Source organism: Methanobrevibacter sp., assembly GCF_050872065.1.
In the GTDB taxonomy this organism is placed as follows: Archaea; Methanobacteriota; Methanobacteria; order Methanobacteriales; family Methanobacteriaceae; genus Methanocatella.
Genome location: NZ_JBNMGD010000010.1, coordinates 17177 through 37181 on the forward strand (window position 1 = coordinate 17177; position 20005 = coordinate 37181).

General features: G+C 30.2%; 24 protein-coding genes. 21 read left to right on the forward strand and 3 right to left on the reverse strand.

Annotation, left to right across the window (positions count from 1 at the left end; genetic code table 11):
* Window positions 1-101 precede the first annotated feature (101 nt).
* The 9 genes from mmp3 (at window position 102) to ACR0P1_RS02515 (ending at window position 8122) form a co-directional block, all read left to right on the forward strand.
* Window positions 102-1649 carry a methyl-coenzyme M reductase-associated protein Mmp3 gene (gene mmp3, locus ACR0P1_RS02475; protein ID WP_432644825.1) on the forward strand — a complete coding sequence of 516 codons (1548 nt, stop codon included), beginning with the start codon at window positions 102-104 and terminating at the stop codon, window positions 1647-1649.
* The gene (locus ACR0P1_RS02480) at window positions 1621-2091 is read left to right on the forward strand and encodes a methanogenesis marker 6 protein (RefSeq protein ID WP_432644826.1); all 471 of its coding nucleotides are present in this window, start codon (window positions 1621-1623) and stop codon (window positions 2089-2091) included. The genes mmp3 and ACR0P1_RS02480 overlap by 29 nt, the downstream gene beginning before the upstream one ends.
* A gap of 8 nt (window positions 2092-2099) precedes the next feature.
* Entirely contained in the window at window positions 2100-2552 is a 453-nt protein-coding gene (locus ACR0P1_RS02485) for a methanogenesis marker 5 protein (protein ID WP_432644827.1), read from the forward strand.
* Window positions 2553-2557: 5 nt separating this feature from the next.
* Window positions 2558-3799 carry a methanogenesis marker 15 protein gene (locus ACR0P1_RS02490; protein WP_432644828.1) on the forward strand — a complete coding sequence of 414 codons (1242 nt, stop codon included), beginning with the start codon at window positions 2558-2560 and terminating at the stop codon, window positions 3797-3799.
* 23 nt (window positions 3800-3822) lie between these two features.
* Complete coding sequence (locus tag ACR0P1_RS02495) at window positions 3823-4383, forward strand: methanogenesis marker 17 protein (protein WP_432644829.1); 561 nt, start codon at window positions 3823-3825, stop codon at window positions 4381-4383.
* A 66-nt stretch (window positions 4384-4449) separates the two neighbouring features.
* The gene (locus ACR0P1_RS02500) at window positions 4450-5316 is read left to right on the forward strand and encodes a radical SAM protein (RefSeq protein ID WP_432644830.1); all 867 of its coding nucleotides are present in this window, start codon (window positions 4450-4452) and stop codon (window positions 5314-5316) included.
* A 124-nt stretch (window positions 5317-5440) separates the two neighbouring features.
* A complete protein-coding gene (locus tag ACR0P1_RS02505) occupies window positions 5441-6361 on the forward strand; it encodes a manganese-dependent inorganic pyrophosphatase (RefSeq protein WP_432644831.1) in 921 nt (306 codons plus the stop codon).
* A gap of 52 nt (window positions 6362-6413) precedes the next feature.
* Window positions 6414-7343, forward strand: a complete 930-nt coding sequence (gene mtnA / locus ACR0P1_RS02510) for an S-methyl-5-thioribose-1-phosphate isomerase (RefSeq protein ID WP_432644832.1) — start codon at window positions 6414-6416, stop codon at window positions 7341-7343.
* A gap of 215 nt (window positions 7344-7558) precedes the next feature.
* Entirely contained in the window at window positions 7559-8122 is a 564-nt protein-coding gene (locus ACR0P1_RS02515; protein WP_432644833.1) for a hypothetical protein, read from the forward strand.
* Between the two features lie 63 nt (window positions 8123-8185).
* Here the strand turns inward: ACR0P1_RS02515 and ACR0P1_RS02520 are convergent, their stop codons facing one another.
* Together ACR0P1_RS02520 and ACR0P1_RS02525 are read right to left on the reverse strand one after the other, a co-directional pair.
* On the reverse strand, window positions 8186-9088 hold the full coding sequence (locus ACR0P1_RS02520) for an HIRAN domain-containing protein (protein WP_432644834.1): 903 nt from the start codon (window positions 9086-9088) through the stop codon (window positions 8186-8188).
* A gap of 106 nt (window positions 9089-9194) precedes the next feature.
* Window positions 9195-10193, reverse strand: a complete 999-nt coding sequence (locus ACR0P1_RS02525; protein WP_432644835.1) for a class I SAM-dependent methyltransferase — start codon at window positions 10191-10193, stop codon at window positions 9195-9197.
* 36 nt (window positions 10194-10229) lie between these two features.
* Here ACR0P1_RS02525 and dph5 point away from each other — a divergent pair, with 36 nt between their 5' ends.
* The 5 genes from dph5 (at window position 10230) to ACR0P1_RS02550 (ending at window position 14328) form a co-directional block, all read left to right on the forward strand.
* The gene (dph5, locus tag ACR0P1_RS02530) at window positions 10230-11021 is read left to right on the forward strand and encodes a diphthine synthase (RefSeq protein ID WP_432644836.1); all 792 of its coding nucleotides are present in this window, start codon (window positions 10230-10232) and stop codon (window positions 11019-11021) included.
* Between the two features lie 596 nt (window positions 11022-11617).
* Window positions 11618-11776: a hypothetical protein gene (locus tag ACR0P1_RS02535; RefSeq protein ID WP_432644837.1), complete on the forward strand. Its 159-nt coding sequence runs from the start codon at window positions 11618-11620 to the stop codon at window positions 11774-11776.
* A gap of 105 nt (window positions 11777-11881) precedes the next feature.
* Entirely contained in the window at window positions 11882-12850 is a 969-nt protein-coding gene (gene bsh, locus ACR0P1_RS02540; protein WP_432644838.1) for a choloylglycine hydrolase, read from the forward strand.
* Window positions 12851-12993: 143 nt separating this feature from the next.
* Window positions 12994-13908 (forward strand): coiled-coil domain-containing protein, encoded by a 915-nt coding sequence (locus ACR0P1_RS02545; protein WP_432644839.1) that lies wholly within the window; start codon window positions 12994-12996, stop codon window positions 13906-13908.
* A gap of 3 nt (window positions 13909-13911) precedes the next feature.
* Complete coding sequence (locus ACR0P1_RS02550; RefSeq protein WP_432644840.1) at window positions 13912-14328, forward strand: PsbP-related protein; 417 nt, start codon at window positions 13912-13914, stop codon at window positions 14326-14328.
* On the opposite strand, the gene ACR0P1_RS02555 is transcribed toward ACR0P1_RS02550, so the two are convergent.
* A complete protein-coding gene (locus ACR0P1_RS02555; protein WP_432644841.1) occupies window positions 14325-15068 on the reverse strand; it encodes an archaeosine tRNA-ribosyltransferase in 744 nt (247 codons plus the stop codon). The two genes, ACR0P1_RS02550 and ACR0P1_RS02555, sit on opposite strands and share 4 nt — an antisense overlap.
* A 184-nt stretch (window positions 15069-15252) precedes the next feature.
* Here ACR0P1_RS02555 and hdrC point away from each other — a divergent pair, with 184 nt between their 5' ends.
* From hdrC to ACR0P1_RS02590, 7 genes are all read left to right on the forward strand, one after another.
* Entirely contained in the window at window positions 15253-16182 is a 930-nt protein-coding gene (gene hdrC, locus ACR0P1_RS02560; RefSeq protein ID WP_432644842.1) for a CoB--CoM heterodisulfide reductase subunit C, read from the forward strand.
* 21 nt (window positions 16183-16203) lie between these two features.
* Window positions 16204-17091, forward strand: coding sequence for a CoB--CoM heterodisulfide reductase subunit B (hdrB, locus tag ACR0P1_RS02565; protein WP_432644843.1), 888 nt, complete (start codon window positions 16204-16206; stop codon window positions 17089-17091).
* A 194-nt stretch (window positions 17092-17285) separates the two neighbouring features.
* Entirely contained in the window at window positions 17286-17552 is a 267-nt protein-coding gene (locus ACR0P1_RS02570) for a DUF749 domain-containing protein (RefSeq protein WP_432644844.1), read from the forward strand.
* Window positions 17549-18079, forward strand: coding sequence for a DUF2096 domain-containing protein (locus ACR0P1_RS02575; RefSeq protein WP_432644845.1), 531 nt, complete (start codon window positions 17549-17551; stop codon window positions 18077-18079). Before ACR0P1_RS02570 ends, ACR0P1_RS02575 begins: the two co-directional genes overlap by 4 nt.
* A gap of 9 nt (window positions 18080-18088) precedes the next feature.
* Entirely contained in the window at window positions 18089-18778 is a 690-nt protein-coding gene (locus ACR0P1_RS02580) for a metallophosphoesterase family protein (protein WP_432644846.1), read from the forward strand.
* Window positions 18779-18905: 127 nt separating this feature from the next.
* Entirely contained in the window at window positions 18906-19808 is a 903-nt protein-coding gene (locus tag ACR0P1_RS02585; RefSeq protein WP_432644847.1) for a 2-phosphoglycerate kinase, read from the forward strand.
* Window positions 19795-20005, forward strand: a 211-nt coding sequence (locus ACR0P1_RS02590) for a CBS domain-containing protein (protein WP_432644848.1), incomplete at its 3' end; no start/stop codon positions are given. The genes ACR0P1_RS02585 and ACR0P1_RS02590, both read left to right, overlap by 14 nt.

Sequence of the window (20005 nt, forward strand, 5' to 3'; positions counted from 1 at the left end):
ATTTTGTTTATAATATAATTTTTTGTTATTGAGCGAATATTTTAATATATGAAAAGATTATAAATATTTAATATTATTTAAAATTCTTATTAGGAGATTGTATGTTAATAAAAATTAATGGAGAAGAAATGGACGTGGCGGAGAATTCCACAATTCGAGATGTAATTGAGGAAACTAATGCCCCATATACTCCGGGTTGTATTGTTTGTTTAATTAAGGGTAAAAAGGAGCTTGAAAAAAATATTAGTAAGTATAAGCTTAAAACTAATAAAGGTTTCATCGTTATCCAATTAGATGAATCTGATGAGGCTAAACCACTTGTTGATGTTTGGAAAAATCAATATGATGAATTTGTTGATTTAAATATCAGATGGTCTACTACAACTGAAGTGGCTATTGGTCCTATTGTAACTGATTTGGAACCAACTTCTGATGAATATAAATATTATGAAGGAGATGTGGTTTTAAGTTTATCTAGTTTTAGTAATGAGTCCACTCATTTAATATTACTTAAAGAGAATACTACTAATGTTTATAGTGTACCTAAGTTTAATAAAGGTATTTTTGCCCATGTTGTTGGTGGTAAAAAAACTTTAGATAATTTAACCGATGATGATTCAATAATTGGTATTGAACCGATTATTGAGAGAAGTACAACAACGGATATGGTATCTGTATCTGATTTAAATACTGTTTTAGAAGAAGGTAATGAATTATACACTTATATATCTTTTGATATTGATGAAGAGTCCCCTGTTTGTGTGGAACATTTATTCTCACTTATTAAAGATGGTAAAATGCAGGTTTCATATGAAAGTGAGACCTTTTTAGGTTTTTATGAATTAGCTAGCCTTAAAAAGCCTAAAGAGCACACAACTAAAAGAAATAGAGGGACAATCACAGTTAGAAATGATGGAGTAGGTGTTGGAAAACTTTTCATTTATCGTGAAAACAGAGTTTTGTCCCCAAATCATACTGCTGTTGGAAGAGTAGTGGATGGTATGGAGCTTATTGATGTTGCAAAAGAAAATGAATTTATTACAGTTAAATCTAAACAAAACAGATTAATGCTGTTAAATAAAACTCAAGCAGAAGCCAGTGAATTGCTTTCTGCTGCAGGTGTTGAGCACATGATTGATGGGCTTGTTGATGATGATGCAGTTATTGTTGAGCAAAATCCTCAACATACAATTGATATTCTAAAAGAGGGTAAGGTTATTACTAAGGCTATTAAAAGAGAGGATTTATGTACAATCAAGTTCGTTGATAATGCTCCAAGATCTGTAAGGTACTTTAAATTATTATCCGGTCTTTTAGAAAATCCAATTGGTCAACTTAAAATTCACTTCGCAGTGCCTGGAATGCATATTGTAATTTTTGAAGGGGATAGAAAAGCAGCTAAGGGTTTAGTTCCGGAAAATAATCCTGTTGGTAAAAATATAAGAGGCCAAATTGGAATTACTAATATGGCTTCAAAAAATGCTGGTTTAATAGGTATCAGGTTTGAAGATAATTCTGATTTTGGACCAACTGCTGAAACTTTTGAAGCGACAAATATAATTGGTGATGTTACTTCTGATTATGATCGTATTGAAAAATTAAAAGAAGGAGTTGTGGTGTATGTTGCCGAATCTAACAATGAGTCCTGATTTAGGTACAGAAGATTGGGACCCAGATGTAATTACTCGTATGATTTTTATTGGGCCTGGAGCTCATGTAAGTGAACAGCAAATTGTTAATGAGTTTCACATGCTTGATTTGCCGCTTACTATTAAAAACACTTGTTATGGAGCTATGGTTAGTGGAAAAAGTAAAGATGTTTATAAAGCTATTAAAGAGATTAGAAAGCTTGATCCTAACCATATTTTTACAAAAGAAAGAGGATTTGCCCCTGGTGATCCTAGAAGGTGTAGGGGCCATAGGTTTGGTCCAAGGGAAGGTTTCCACCAAATGGAAAAAGAGTATAGAATACTTGGTTTTGTTTCAGAAGCTTTAGAAAATCCTAAAGAAGTTGAAATCGAAGAGAAAAAACCAATTGATGTTGACAAATTTAAAGAAATCATGAATGAATGTTTAGACAAAAAAGAGTAGGTGAAATTATGGTTAAAATCGCTATTTATCCTCCAAATTCATTAATATTAGCAGATTTATTAGAAAGAAAAGGTCATACTCCTTTAGTTCTTCAAAAACAGATTAGACAAAAAATTAAAGATCCGGAGATTGATTCTCCACCAATGAACATTACAGAAGAAGACCCACTTATGGGACTTAAATACGCAGCTATTGAAGTTCCTTCAGGTGTACGTGGAAGAATGTCTATTATTGGACCACTCATAGATGAGGCTGAAGCAGCTATTATAGTTGACGGTGCTCCATATGGTTTTGGTTGTATCGGATGTGCAAGAACTAATGAATTATCAATATTTTTACTTAGAAACAAAGGTATTCCAGTTTTAGAATTAAAATATCCTGATAATCAAGATGAAACTTATGTTATGGTGAATGCAATTAATGAATTTGTAGATTCACTTGAAAATACTGATGAGGAGTAATAATAATGGTAAAAATTGCTTTAGTTTCATGTGGAACAGAATACAGTGGAATTCAAAAAGAAATTGAAAAGGCTGCAAATAAATTTGGTGCTGAAATTATTCTTCCTGAAATAGATTTAGATTATATTGATGAATCTTATGTAAAATTTGGATTTTCAGCTCAAAGCTCAAGTTTAAAGTTAATGATTGCAAGAGCAATGGCTATTGTAGAAGGCAGATGTAAACCTGATGCAGTATTTATTGCAACTTGTTTTAGATGTGCAGAGGGAGCATTAGTAAGAAATGAAGTAAGAAGATTCATACAAAATAATACACGTATTCCAGTAGTTACCTATTCATTTACTGAAAGAACAAAAGCAGATGAATTATTCATCCGTATGGAAGCATTAGCTACTACTGTTACTCGTAGAAATATTCTTGCTCGTGAAAAACAAGAAGGTCTTACTCTTGGTTTAGATTCAGGTTCAACAACTACAAAAGCAGTACTCATGGAAAACAACAAAGTTATTGGAACTGGTTGGACATCCACTAAAGATATCATTGAATCTGCAAATATTGCTGCTGCTGAGGCATTTGAGGGTACAGGTTATACTTTTGATGATATTGATGGTCTTGGAACTACAGGTTATGGTAGGTTTACAATGGGAGAAAAGTTCAAAGCTGAACTTGTCCAAGAAGAATTATCCGTTAATGCTAAAGGTGCAGTATACTTAGCAGATTGTCAAAAAGGAGAAGCTACTGTATTGGATATAGGTGGTATGGATAACAAAGTAATTACAGTAAACAATGGTATTCCTGATAACTTTACTATGGGTGGTATTTGTGCAGGTGCATCTGGAAGATTCTTAGATATGACTTCCCGTAGATTAGATGTAGACATCACTGAATTAGGACCTCTTGCAGTGCAAGGTAATTGGAAAAATGCTATGTTGAATTCATATTGTATTGTATTTGGTATTCAAGATCTTGTTACTACATTAGCTGCTGGTGGTTCTAAAGCTGATGTGGCTGCAGCATCATGTCACTCTGTAGCAGAGCAAGTTTACGAACAGCAACTTCAAGAAATTGATATTCGTGAACCTTTAATCCAAGTAGGAGGAACAAGTTTAATTTCAGGTCTTGTTGAAGCGGTAAGTGAAACTTTAGGGGGAATTGATGTTATTGTACCTGAATATTCTCAACATATCGGTGCTGTAGGATGTGCACTTTTAGTATCTGGTATGGGACACAGACAAGATGATAGATAAATATAATCAAAGGGGTTGATTTGATGTTAGTTGAGTGTTATGATGAGAAAGGTGCGGAAGTTTATGAAATCATCATTAAACAGATTTTTCAGGATTTGGTTCTTGGTTCTTCTGTTGATGATTTAAAGGCTTATGTAAATCCCGATGACCCTGTATTTATTTTAGCTATTAAAATGAGAAAAACTTCTAATGTTATTAAGTTTGAGGATGTTGCTAAGTTAATATATAATAAACAGAATGATGTTACAACAATTTTGATTGATAATGAAAATTATCTTCCGAATATTCTTAAGGAATTATGGAAAAGGTTTTCAAGAGATGAAATTTATCAACCGAATAGATATCAGCTTGAAATCAGTGGGGATAATACGGATTTAAAAGATATGGTTGTGGATGATCCTCATTCTAATTTACAAAGACGTATTTATGATGCGGTATTCAGGATATTGCCTGAAGGGTTTAAAATCATTAAAGATTTATCTACTGAAGATATTATAACTGTTGTAGCTACTGATGAGTTAATTAAAGATGCATGGATTGAAAGGGCACATGAATATATTGATGAATTGAACAAAGGTATTTAGAAAAGTATATATTTGTTCGTAACAATACAAATAAAAAGAGTTATAATTATAAGGAGTAGTGGTATTATGAATGAACACAAAGGTTCAAGATTTGCACATATTACAAGAGCACATCCATGTTTCAATGAAAAAATGCACGATAAAGTTGGAAGAGCACATGTACCCGTTGCACCAAAATGTAATATCTTTTGTAATTTCTGTACAAGAGATATTAACAATGAAGAAGACAGACCAGGTGTAACAAGTTGTATTATGAAACCGGATGATGCAATCACTCATATTAATGATGTTACTGCTGATGGTCCAATCGCTGTTGTAGGAGTTGCTGGACCTGGAGACTCACTTGCTAATGAAGAGACATTTGAATTTTTTGAAAAATTAGCAAAAGAGCAACCGGATTTAATCAAATGTATGAGTACAAATGGGCTTTTACTTCCAAAGTATGCAGATAAACTTGCTGAACTTGGAGTAAACTCTGTTACTGTTACCATAAATGCAATTGATCCAGATATTGCTATGGAAATTTATTCATTTATTAAATATGAAGGAAAAGTCTACAAAGGTCGTGAAGCTGTTGAAATTCTAATTAAAAATCAATTAGAAGGCGTTGAAAAAGCAGCAGCTAATGGTTTGGTAGTTAAAGTTAATTCTGTTTTGATTCCGGGGGTAAACTATGAACATATTGTTGAAATTGCTCGTGAAGTTGAAAAACGTGGTGCAGCTTTAATGAATGTTTTACCTTTAATTCCACTAGGAAAAATGAAACATTTAACTAGGCCGGATTGTTCCATGATGGAAAAAGTCAGAGAAGAAGTTGAGGAAATCATTCCTGTATTTAGAGCATGCACTCAATGTAGAGCAGATGCTTATGGAATTCCAGGTAAGAAAAGTGAAGATCATCATTTAGGAATGACTCCACAAAGTCATTACTAAATACTTTTTTTTTATTTCATTATTTTTTTAAAATCATCCAATTATAGTAATATTAAATATGGATGAAATAGATATATTATTAATTGATATAATTTTTATTTATTGATTATTGAGGAAAGATACTATGGTTAAAACTTATGTTTTTGGGCATAAAAGTCCAGATAGTGATTCAATTACTTCAAGTTTAGTAATGGCTAACTTAGAAAAAGAGTTAGGTAATAAAGAAGCTGAAGCTTATAGATTAGGAAATATTAATAAAGAAACTGAATTTATTTTAGATTATGTGGGTATTGATGCACCTGAACTTTTAGAAAGTGTTGAAGATGATGCTAATGTTATTTTGGTAGATCATAATTCTCCATCAGAATCTGTTGACAATTTGGAAAATGCAAACATTTTAAAAGTTGTAGATCATCATAAATTAGCTTTAAACACTTTTTACCCATTATTTTTAAGATTTGAACCTCTTGGTTGTACTGAAACTATTTTATTTAAGTTATATGAAGAAAACAATGTGGAAATTACAAAAGAAATAGCAACTTTAATGTTATCAGCTATTATTTCTGATACTTTACTTTTAAAGTCTCCAACCACAACTGAAGATGATAAAAAAGCTGTTGAAAAACTTTCTAAAATTGCTGAAATTGATGCAGAAGAATATGGTTTAGAAATGCTTAAAGCAGGTACAGACTTAACTAGTTTTTCAATTGAAGAAATTTTAGCATTAGATGCAAAACAAATTGATTTTAAAGATGTAAAATCTATTGTTAATCAAGTAAATACTGCTAGCATTCCTGATGTTTTAGAAATGAAAGAAGAATTAGAAGCAGGTATGAATAAAATTATAGAGGAAGAAGACTTAGATTTATTCATGCTTTTAATCACTGATATTGTAAACAGCGATTCACAAGTTATTGCTCTTGGAAAAAATGCAGATCTTGTTGAAAAGGCATATGGTGTTAAATTGGAGGACAATATGGTTTTACTTGAAGGTGTAGTTTCACGTAAAAAACAAGTTGTTCCAATTATGACTGAAAACGCTTAATTTTTTTAAAAGGCATACCAATTATGCCTCATTTTTTTTAATAGGTGTTAATATGAAAACACTAGAATGGGAAGACAATAAATTAAAGCTCATTGATCAAACTAAACTTCCTGATGAATTGACTTATGTTTATTGTAACAATTATCAGGATGTTATTGTAGCAATTAAAGATATGATTGTTCGTGGAGCTCCAGCTATTGGAGTTGCAGCTGCTTTTGGAATGGCACTTGCAGATATTGAGGGTGTTGATTTAAATAAAGCTGCTAAAGAAATTAAATCTGCAAGACCAACAGCAGTAAACTTGTTTTGGGCAGTAGATAAAGTCTTGAATAGTGAAGATCCACTTGCAGAAGCATTAAAAATGTATGAAGAAGACATGGCAACAAACAGGGCAATTGGAAAATTTGGTGCTGAAGTCATTGATGATGGAGATACTGTTTTAACTCATTGTAATGCTGGAGCTCTTGCATGTGTTGATTATGGAACTGCACTTGGAGTATTCCGGGCAGCACATGAACAAGGTAAAAACATTAATGTGATATGTGATGAGACACGCCCTCGTGGACAAGGAGCAAGCTTAAGCGTATGGGAAATGCAACAGGAGAATATTCCAGTTAAACTAATTCCGGATGTTGCATCAGGATTTCTAATGTCACAGGGAAAAATAGATAAAGTAGTCATTGGTGCAGATAGGATTGCTCGTGGGGGTGTTGTAAATAAAGTGGGATCATTTATGGTGGCTCTTGCTGCTAAACATCATGACATTCCATTTTATGTGGCTGCTCCATATTCTACTTTTGATAATGAAATTTCAATCTTTGACACTGTTATTGAAGAAAGGGATGGTGATGAAGTCAGATATTATGGTGGTGCAAGAATTTGTCCGGAAGGTACTGAAGTAATCAATCCTGCATTTGATATAACTCCAAAAGAGTTGATTACCGGAATTATTACCGAAAGAGGGATTATTGATCCAATTTAGACAATAATTCCATACTATTTTTTTTAGTTTAAATTGATACTTATTTTTTCAAAATTTATCCATTTAATATATTTTAGAATATGCTGGAAAAATTTATCTCTAAAAAATTTGATTATGATGTGTACTTATATATAAACATATAATATGGACATAGAATAAATAATTTAAATATATATTATATGGGGGTTTTTTAATGGATAATAAAAAAATTACTAATGGCTTTAATAATAATTGTAGTAATAGAAATAGCAGGAATATCTGCTTTTTTAGTTTTTAACAATGATCATATAGAATATACAAATGCCACATTAGATGGATTTACAATGGAAGTTCCTGTAGGAAGTACATTAACAAAATTGAATAGTGCTGACTATGGATTTGAGGATTACAATGGACCTGATGGTTATGTTAAGTTATTAGCATATAAAAATAGGGGAAATTATTCCAATGAGTTAAATGGAATTATTATTGTGGATTCATCTATTTCAGTTAATATGACAGAAATTTTCTCATCTGATACGGAATCTTCTTCAAACGATGCGGTCCCATTATTTGAGAGTATATTTGATGTTGGAGAAGGAGTAGGTGATGGAGCAATTTACGTTAATGAGAGTGATATTAAAATAATTGGAGGAAATACTACTTCTGGAGAATATTATATTGCGTTAAAGGCTATCAATTTGAAAGGTGACAATGCAACAGGTTTTGCGGTGATTGGTGGGGAGGATTTGGATATTGTTTCTAATGCAACCTATTCTTTGAAAAAGATTAATTCCTAATTTTTTAATAGGAAGTTATTTGAGTCTGTAAAATTTACAGGCTCTTTTTTTTAATTAATGTATTCAAAATACTTTTGCAATCACATAATTGTCTATTATAAAAAGCACTTTTGCACCTTTAATGTTCATATGTTTTATGTCGCTTGCACTTTTTGCCTCTTTAATTAAAGTATATGGGCTATTTGCAACATAACCTACTGTTTGGTTATCTATTTCAACTCGTATTGCATTTTTATCACATTCATTGTCAGGTTCTTTAATTAGTTTCACACATTCACCTTCTTTAAATGGTGCAAGACCATGATAATGTTGGATACCTGTAATGTTGATTAATGTCTCATAACCTAACTTCACATCATTTAATTCTTTTTCTATTTTATTTATTTCATTAAACTTTTTCTTTGAAAGTAAATAACAAATATGTGCCTTTATGGGTGAACCTATATCCCTTAAAATATGTCCTTTTTCAATTAAAAATTCTGAGTTGTCTTTATCACTTGAAAGTATGCTTAATGCTTCATTTATAAGATTTAAAGCATCATTGTTTGATATTTCATATGTGTATCTCTTTTTTATTAATGAAAGTATGCAATATGCTTTATTGTTTAATATGGTTTTGGTTCTTTTTAGTGATAATGCTTTGTTATAGAAATTTAGGGATTCTTTATATCTTCTTAAATCTTCTAAGATTATTCCTTTTCGGTTAAGGTGATTAAAATGATGAGGGTCTAGTTTGATAGCTTGATTGGTTAAAACTAATGCTTCTTCATATTTATTTTCATTTCTTAGGTTCCAAGCTTTATAAGATATTTTTTCAGCTTCTTCCATTTTTGAATCTGCATAGTTGTTGGAGTCATAATAGTCATCGTAGTCAGAATCGTCAAGATATTCCATATATGGGAGGTCAGGAGTGGTAAAACCATCTCCCCAATCTGCAGGATCACCTATCTGCCATTTATAAGTCATGGTATCACTTCCGCATTTTTTATGATATGTTTAAATGTATTTTTTATATCAAGGGTTAGTGTTTATTATGTGTGTTTTTTATTGATAAATTTTTCTAAATATGTATTTAGATTATTTTACCATCAATAGCTACATGCCATTCTCCGGGAGATGTTGATTTGACTTTGCGACAATTAATGATTTCAACTTCTTTTCCTGCTGCTTTACAGGCATCGGTCAATCGTTTTATTCCTTGTTCATATGAATCTGAAAACTCATAGTAATTGATTATCCCACCATCTTCAATTAAATTAGCTGCAACATCAAGGAAAGTATAGGCAAGACCAGGTAAGTTCATAATTATTCTATCAAATTTGAAGTTAAAGTTATCGCTAACTTGTCTTACATCACCACAGTAAGTTTGGATAGTACCTTTTAATTTATTTAATTTGATATTTTCATTTAAATATTCAATTGCAGATTCATTAATGTCCACAGCTGTAATATCTACCTGTTTATTTCGAGCAATTACAATAGGAAATGGTCCGATTCCACAAAACATGTCTAATATTTTTTCACCATCGTTAACACTTTGCATGACTCGTTTTCTCTCAGTTGCAAGCCTTGGTGAGAAATAAACTTTACGAACATCTAATTTTAGTCTAGCACCATGTTCTTTGTGGATTGTAACTGAATCATCTACTCCGGATAGAAATTCCAAATCACGAACACGTGTTGTTCCTTTAATTGCACTTCTTTTCATGTAAATTGATTTTCTTTTTGTAAATTTAAGTGCTGCATCTCCAATGATTTGTTTTTTATCCTGTAAGTTTTCAGGAATCTCTAAAATTACGATGTCTCCTATGGTATCAAAAGAAGTCCTTAGATTCTCAATTTCTTCACAAGTCAACTCATCTTCCAGTAATTCAGCAAAATTGTGTGGAACTTTCTTCATTGGTTCTAGTTCAACATCAACAATTTCATAATTATTGATATTTTCATTTATGGGAATATAGCCAAAATCACCATCTGTTTTTATTCTATATTCCATATTCATTGATCCATTTTCCATTAATTTTATACGAGCATCATTCAATTGTCTTAATGGAACTTTTACACATTTCATAAAGTATTTTTATGTTTAAATTATTATATAATATATATGTTTTATTTAGTGGGTTTAGGATTATTTGATGAAAAAGATATATCTTTAAAAGGATTAGAATGTTTGAGAAGTGTTGATAAAATTTATGCTGAGTTTTTTACGTCTAGATTATTTGGTTCAAGTTTTGAGGCAATAGAAGATTTAGTTGGTCAAAAAATTGAGGTTTTAGTCAGAGGAGAAGTTGAAGAGGAAAGTAAATTTATTGAGGAAGCTAGAACAAAAAATGTTGCTTTAATTACTGGGGGCGATCCGTTAATTGCAACTACTCACAGTGATTTTTTGGTTCAATGTTCTAAGAAGGGAATTGAGTATGAAGTGATTCATGGTTCTTCCATTTTATCTTCAGCACCAGCTATTTCAGGTCTTCAGGGATACAAGTTTGGTAAAGTGACAACAATTCCTTTTCCGGATTATAATTTTTATCCGAAATCTCCTTACGAGGCTATTGAGGAAAATTTAAGGATGGACTTGCATACATTGGTTTTACTTGATATTCAAGCTCATAATGACCGTTACATGACTGTTAACCAGGGTTTGGAATATTTGATGAATATTCATGATACTTTGAATCGTGAGGGATTGGTTGATGAAAATACATTGGCTATGGGTATTGCACGTGTTGGCTCAAAAAATGTCTGTGTTAAGGCTGGAGCAATCAAAGAGTTAATTGATTTTGATTTTGGAGGTCCTCTTCATTGTATTGTAATACCGTCAAAACTTCACATTGTCGAGGCAGAGTATCTTGTTGAAATTGCAGGAGCAAACCCTAAACTTCTTGATGATGTTTAATTTTTAAAAAAGGAGATTAAGAAGTAGTACTGTTTTTCCTACTTCTTTTGGATTTTCTTTTGGGTGTTTTCAGTGATTAAAAGAGATTGGCTGATATCTAACTTGATATGAATATTACATCATATCGATTATTATTTTTATTTTACAATTATTTAAATCTTTTTATTTTATATCGATGATAAGTTGTTAAAAAAAGTATTATTTTGTTAATTTTGAAAAATAAAGGGGGGGAGGGGGAAGCAGTATTTATTTCTACTTCCCTAATGAAATATATTCTAACATTTTGGAGATTATAAAATGATTGATGTCCTTTCATTATTTGACATGAACTTTAATTCACATCGTATAATACTTATATTTTAATGTTATTTAAATATTGTCATTTGATTTTGATTTGTGTGGTATTCATACTATCTTTCTCATAAAAAATATTTTAAACAAAGGATAATTTTGAGTTAGTTAATTGGTGATAAAATTATGTGTTTTAAAAACTTTAGATTGATTATTAGTTATAATTTCAATATTAAAAATTGTATATAAAACTGCTTTAATACAGCACTAAAACATTTATTAACATGTATGCACTATCTATTTTTATGACTCGAAACAGGCGTGTTACAATTAGTATCAATAATGATATTGACTTGGATTTTCGCAAAATTGCCTCCAGTAAGATGTTATTTAAAACTGGATGGTATTCAAAAGCTATTGAAGAAGCAATGTTATTATGGATTGAAAAAGAAAAAGTTAACTAATTTTTTTCTTTTTTTCTTTTTTTAGGATAAATCATAAAATTTTCTATTTTCTTGTTTAAAACTTTTTTATAGTTGTTTGTCTAATAATTATTTGTAGTGATTGATATGTGTACTGCAGCAAGATTTGAATCTAAAGACCATTATTTTGGTCGTAATTTTGATTATGAAATTTCGTATAATGAAAGAGTCACACTAACACCTAGAAATTATAAGTTAGATTTTAAAAATGAAGATTCTTTGGATAATCATCATGCAATATTAGGTATTACAGCGGGTATTGATAGTTATCCTTTATATTATGATGCTTTTAATGAGAAAGGTTTGGCTATGGCAGGTTTGAACTTTGATGGTTATGCAGAATATAGTGAAAAAACAGAATCTAGCAAAACAAATTTGGCAGAGTTTGAATTTATTCCTTTTATTTTGGGTAAATGTGATAATGTAGATCAAGCATATGACATTATTAAAAATCTGAATATGTTAAACACTTCATTTAATGAAACTCTTCCAGTTTCTCCATTGCATTGGATGGTAGCTGATAAAAATAGATCTATTGTTGTTGAATATACTAAAGATGGATTAACTATTTTTGATAATCCTGTTGATATTTTAACCAACAATCCTACATTTGATATGCAGTTATTTAATTTAAATAATTATATTCATGTTTCAAATAAGAATGCAACAAATCATTTTACCAAAGATTATCCTTTATTAGATTATTCTAGAGGTATGGGTGGACTTGGTCTTCCAGGAGATTACTCTTCTATGTCCAGATTTGTAAAGGCAGTTTTTGTATCTCAAAATTCAATAGCTAATGATGATGAGGTATCTTCTGTTAATCAGTTTTTCCACATTTTAAATTCAGTAGAGCAACCAAAAGGAGCTACTTTAGTTAGTTCTGATAATTATGAATACACAATTTATTCTTCTTGTATGAATTTAGATAAAGGGATATTATATTATAGAACTTATGATAATTTAGCGATTAATGGTATTGACTTTGATAGCTATGATTTAGATGAAGATAAATTAATCAATATTGAATTAAAAAATAGAAGTTTGATTAACTGATGTTTTCTTTTTCTATTTGAATAGGTGTAATGAAATTTATTTTTTTTTATTTAAAAATAATTTTTGAGTTTTTATGGACACTCTTAAGCATTAACTATTTAAATTAAACTAATCTATTTATTATTATAGAGTGGGTGTCATTGATGGATAATGAGGAATTTAGAACTGTTAGAGTTTATACTAAAAAATATACTAGTAAAGATAAAGAGGGAAACACTGTTGAAAAAGAATCTCAACAAAAACAAGTGAGTCTCAAAAAGGAAGATCCCTTTGAAGATAATGAGTTAGTGAAAGTATTAACACAAAGTGAATATGAATCATTACTTAACAATCAATTTTCTGATTCAAAACTCGATGAATTTTATCATAAGATTGAAGCAAAGGATGCTGAAATCGAAGAATTGAATAATCAAATTCAAGCTCTTAAAGAGTCTTTTTTTGATGATGTTGATTCTCTTAAAGAACAAATTTCATATAAAGATGAACTTTTAAAGGCAAAAGATGAAGTTCATGAATTAAATAAAAAGATTACTAGAATTGATGATGAAAGAGTAGCTATTTTTAAGGAATTGGATTATAAAAATAAAATGATTTTAGCTTATAATGTTGAGTTAAATAAATCCATTTTAAATGCAATTAATGTGGTTATTGATGAAGCAAGAGATAACATCAATAGAAGAAATGCTCAGCTTGTTGGAGATTTAGAAAAATCTATTGAAAAATCTAAACATGATGTAAATGAGAAGAATAAGGCTATAGCATATGAAATAAACAGCACTGTTGAGGATATGAACGAACAAATTAGAAACACTAGCACTCTTAAAATGATATTAAATAAAAACAGGATTAACTTAAGGGTTCCTACAGATGATTTACTCAAACCATTTGATTTTGACTTTGATGTTGAACAGTTGCTTTCAGGACAGGCTTTAGAGCTTGATGCTGCTGAAATCTTAAAAGAAGTAATGCCTAAACTTCCAGAACCCTTTTCCAAATATATTGACACTATTGAAGAAGAACCTGAAACCATTGAAGTTTCATCAAAAAAAGAGGAATGATTTATGAGAACATTTAACACAGGTAAAATTGTTTTTGAATATCCTGATAGTTGGGAAGTTGAAAAAGCAGATATATTATCTAATCCTGATTGTATTGCAACATTATCCAAAGGAGAAAATAATTTATTCAATGCAGTAACATTTCCAACTGCTACAAATCTTGATGATTATAAAATTTTCATGGAAGATGTAATCTCTGATGATGGTGGGGTTATTATATCTTCTGATTTTATTCAGATTGCAGGTAAGGATGCTATTAAAGTTCATGCAAATATGGATACTCCTGAAATTAACTTTGATATCCATACTTACGTTTTCATTGAAAAAAAAGAGATTTATATTTTTGAACTAAGGACACTAGATGTTTCAGGCGAGTCAGAGCGTGAGTTCAAAAACATTATTTCTTCATTAAAATTCTAGAATATTTGTGTATATTCTAATAAATAATCCATGTAATTTTTATCAAGTATCTTTAAAGTTGTGATGTTTTGTGGGGTTGTGCCTGAACGCTCTTCTACAAGATTTCTCAAAGATCTATTTTTCATGTGTGCATGGATTTCTTTTATTACGAATTCCATATTTTTAAGATTCTTTTTTTCCAAATCCTCTTGTGAAATATTATCATAAATAGGATAGTTATTTAAATCATATGACTTAGTTGGGGTTTGTAGGACGTTTAAGTAACTATAATAATTTGCAGAGTCTGCAAGGAATCCATCAATTCCCATATATGTTAAAATTGGCATGAATGATAATTCTGCAAAGGGGAATATGAAGTAACTTGTTTTTTTCGCTTCTTTTTTAAGTGATATAATAATATCGACAAGTTCTCTTGAATTAGTTAGTAATGCATCACCATTAGCTATTATAAATCCATTATATCCAATTTCTTCTAGTTTTTTTAGACATTCAATTCTTAAATCAATATATTTTGAACCTTGAATTACTGCAATATCACAATCATCAACATTTTCTTGTGCAAGTCTTAATGTTTCTTTTACATTAAATTCTGCAATTTCATGGTCTATATTATGTGCTGATCCTTGGTTGGGTGCTATTTTTAATTCATCTTTAAAAAATATTTTTGGTGTAAGTGTACCATCGACTTTTCCGACTCTTCCAGGTCCATCATGTGATTTAATTTCAAATCTTTTTATCATTTGTTTCTTCCCTATTTGCTTTTTATTTTATTATTGTATCTTTAGGTTTATAAAAATTTTTCATTAGTTGTAATCTTTTTGATTACACTATCAGAAAATTTAGTAACCTTTATATATGGTTTTTTAAAGAATATAATTAAGGATTTGAGGAAATACTCCAATGATTATCCGAGGTGTGTTTTTAATGTCTATAATAAATCGTCTTAAATCCTTATTTAAAGGAAACATAGATAATGAAGAAACAGACATCAATAATGATGTATCAAACACATCTAATGATGTCAAAGTTACATCTTCAAAAATGAACAATACTGTATCTTCTAAAGCAGAAGACAGTAAAAAAGATTTAACTTTCAGAAAAGACATCGAAATTGTAGAAGATTCATCTGAAGAAATTGTGGAAAAAGTTGAAGCTAGCGAAGAAGCAACTTTAGAAGAACCTGAAGTTGTTGTTGAAGAAGTTGAAACTATCGAAGATGAAGAAGAAACAACTGACGAAGATGTTGTTGAGGAAGTTGAAGAAAATTCAAATGATAAAGATAAAAAGAGAGATACTATGACTTTATTAACTGATAAAGAATTATTAAATGATAGTAATCGTGATCCAGATTTCACCGCTGAGTTCATTGACTCTGGAATTGAAACTGTAAAACACTGTTTCCAATGTGGTACCTGTAGTGGTAGTTGCCCATCTGGAAGAAGAACTCCTTATAAAGTAAGACAAATTGTCAGAAAATGTTTATTAGGTTTAAAAGAAGAAGTTATTTCTGACGATGCTTTATGGATGTGTACTACTTGTTACACCTGCCAAGAAAGATGTTTAAGAAGTGTTAAAATTGTAGAAATTATCAAAAAAGCACGTAACATCGCTGCACATGCAGGATACATGGCTAAAGCTCACAAAATGACTGGTGTATTTGTATTAAATACTGGTCACGCAGTACCTATTAACGATGATGTAAAAGCTTTAAGAGCAAAAATTGGTCTTTCTGAAGTACCACCTACAACTCATGCTTATCCTGAAGCATTAGCTGAAGTACAAAAATTATGTAAACTTACCGCTTTCGATGAATTAATTGGTTACGATGAAGCAACCGGCGGATTAAAAGAATAGATTTATGAGGAGAGTTATAATATGGAAATTGCATACTTCTTAGGTTGTATTATGAACAACCGTTATCCTGGTGTTGAAAAAGCTACCAGAAAATTATTTGAAGCATTAGATATTGAATTAAAAGATATGGAAGGAGCTTCTTGTTGTCCTGCTCCTGGTGTGTTCGGTTCTTTTGATGAAGAAACCTGGGCTACTATCGCAGCTCGTAACTTGACTCTTGCTGAAGATATGGGTGCAGACATTATGACCGAATGTAATGGTTGTTTCGGTTCATTATTTGAATGTAATCATATGTTACATGAAGATGAAGATAAAAGAGCTAAAATCAATGAAAACTTAGCTGAAATCGGAAGAGAATACAAAGGAACTATTAATGTAAAACACTTCGCTCAAATTTTAAGAGACGATGTTGGATTTGAAAAATTAGCTTCTCTCATTGAAAAACCTTTAGATTTAAATGTTGCTGTTCACTACGGATGCCACTTCTTAAAACCTACTGCTACTATCGGTATTGAAGATCAAGCTGAAAACCCATCTATTTTAGATGATCTCGTTGAAATTACTGGTGCTAAATCTGTAGACTACAAAGACAAAATGATGTGTTGTGGTGCAGGTGGAGGTTTAAGAGCTAGAGACATCGATGTAACCGCAAGTTTCACTAAAGAAAAACTCGATAACATGTCTGCAGCTGGTGTAGATGCAATTGTTAACGTATGTCCTTTCTGTCACATGCAATTTGACCAAGGTCAAGTTGAAGTAAATGAAAGATACGGAACTGACTTTGCTATTCCTGTATTCCACTTAGCTCAATTATACGGATTAGCTATGGGATTATCAGCTGATGAGTTAACCTTTGATGCTCAAAAAATTGATGCAACCCCTGCTATTAAAAAAGCATTAGGTGAATAAATTTAAGGATTTTTAATCCTTTTATTTTTATTTTTTTTTAGACATTAAAAACACATTTCGGATATTATTATCAGTATTGATAATCTTTTTTTTATTTTATTTTTTTTGTTTGTATTTTTACGAATAATTCGTAAGTATATTTATATATGATGATATAGAAATGAATAAATGTTATATAAATAGAGGTGAAAATTATGTTTGTAGCAACATTAGATGGAATATTCAAATATTCTGACCTTCCAGAAGAATATGAACCTTATGTTCAGTTTAAAGCAACTATTGATAAAAGAGAACTTAAACCTAGTGATGAAATAGCTATTTTAAACATTGCTGGTACTTCTACTCATCATGTTTTATTCTTAGACTCTTATTCAAGTATTTCAGAAATTGAAGATGAATTAAAAGAAGCAGATGCAAAAATTAATCATACTACTTTAAAAATTATAGGTGGACATTTATGAGTTTACCATCTGAACAAAATTGGTTAGTTCTCCAACATCTTATAATAGATTTAACAAAAAAAGGTTATGAAATACCTAAGGGAATTAACCCTGAGATGGGATTAATTAGATCTTCAATTAGTTCATATAAAAGAGATCCTTCCCATCCTGAATTGATCAATGGTTTAGCTAAAGCAGAAATGGATTTAAATAAGATTCAAGGAATTCTTTTAAGTATTGCTGAAGAAGAAAATGATGAAGAATATGTTGATTATTGGCTTGATTTATTAAAACGATCCATGAAAGGTGAAAAGGTATTCGAATTTGCTAAATCTAGGTCAAAATTCTTAGTAAATACTCCTCCTGGCTTAACTACGGGTAGAGTCAATTTAAAAGTTCCTTTAGCAGAAGAAAGAGTTCAAGAAATTGCAGAATGGAATGGTTTAATCATTGAATTTGATGATGATGTAACTATTCAAGTACATGGCGATCAAGAAGACCTTAAATCTGGTTTAAAAGAAATGGGATATTTCTTTTTAAATGATTAGGTGAGTTTAATGACAAAAATTTTAGCAATAAGCGATATTCATGGCGAAGAAAACGAGAATTTATATACTTATTTAAGTAATAATGATATTGATTTAGTTTTAATTCTTGGAGATATTACTGATTTCGGTCCTTTAGATTTTGTAGAAACATTCATTAATAAAATATATGAATATGACGTTGATGTAATCGCTATTCCAGGTAATTGTGATCCTAATGGAATATGTAACTCTATTAATAATGTAGCATTTTGTCTTCACAACAACATTGTTGCTTATGGTGATGCAATATTATTTGGTTATGGAGGTTCTAACCCAACTCCATTTGACACACCTGGTGAAACAGACGATGATCATATTTACAGGTCAGTTTATGATTTATTAGCAAATTATGATTATGTATACAATTCTGAAGTTCCTAAAATAAAAATTTTAGCTACTCATGCACCACCATTCAATACTGAAGCTGACAGAGTTGCTAATGGTGAACATGTAGGTAGTTCTGGAATTTTAAAATCTATTCATGAATTCGAGCCTGAAATCAGTCTTTGTGGTCATATACATGAAGCTAAATCACTTAGTAAAATTGGAACAACTACTGATGTAGCAAATCCTGGTATGCTTAAAGATAATGGTGCTGTCTTAATTGATATTAAAGATGGATCAAATTATGACATAGACATTATCTCTTTAGATGAATAAGTTATTTATTCTCTCTTTTTTTATTTTTTATCTGTTTTTATTTAGTTACTGTAATTTTATTTTCTTTCTAGAAATTCAAATAAAAACTTTTATTTAACATTAATCTAATAACTATAATGTGATTTTTATGATTTGGGTTACTAGTTATGTTGATGGTGAGGAGTACAAAGAACCATTTTCTAAGGGTATCATCTCTCGTTCACTCAATATTTCTTATATTGGACCTCAAAGGGCATATGAGTTAGCTAGTGAAATTGAAGATGAATTAATTAAAAAAGGTTTAGTTGTTATTTCCCGTGAGGAATTAGCAAACATTGTATTAGATCATTTAAACGGGGTTAATCCAAAAATTGCAGAAAAATATAAGAATCTGAGATTACTTAGAAACTCTAAAAAACCATTAATTATTCTTATTGGTGGTGCTTCTGGAGTAGGTACTTCTTCAATAGCATTTGAATTAGCTAAGAGATTAAGATTAAATAATATTATAAGTACTGATATGATTCGTGAAGTAATGCGTAAAATTGTTTCTAATGAATTAAGTCCAGTAATTCATAAGTCTAGTTATGATGCTTATGAAAGTATAAAAATTCCCTCTGTTAAGATGGATAAGGTTATTGAGGGTTTTATTACTCAGGCTGAAGTTGTTAATCTGGGAATTGAAGCGATTATTGAACGATCTATTAAAGAGGGTATTAGTATTATTATTGAAGGAGTGCATATCATTCCAGGTTTTATTAGTAAAGATTTAATGGAAAATAATAATATTATTATGTTTTCATTATCTGTTGATGATGAAGAGTTACATAAGCAACGTTTTTATTTGAGATGTAGTCAGCCATGGGTAAAAAGATCTCTTGATGATTATATGAATAATTTCGATTCAATCAGAAAAATTCAAGATTTTTTACTTGAACAAGCAGAATTTTATGATTCTCATATAATTAATAATCTTGATATTAATGAAACAAGTAATATCATGGTGAATTATATTTTGGAAAAATTTGTAGGTGTTAATGATGTTAAATAAGAAAGTTAGGGAAATAATGACATCTGATGTATTAACTATTACTTCAGATGTTGATGTAGTCTTTGCATTTGAAAAGTTAATGGAAAATAAAATTAGTTCTCTTCCAGTTGTTGAAAATGATGAATTAATTGGAATTATCACAGCAACTGATGTAGGTCATAATTTAATTTTAGATAAATATGAATTAGGTACTAGTG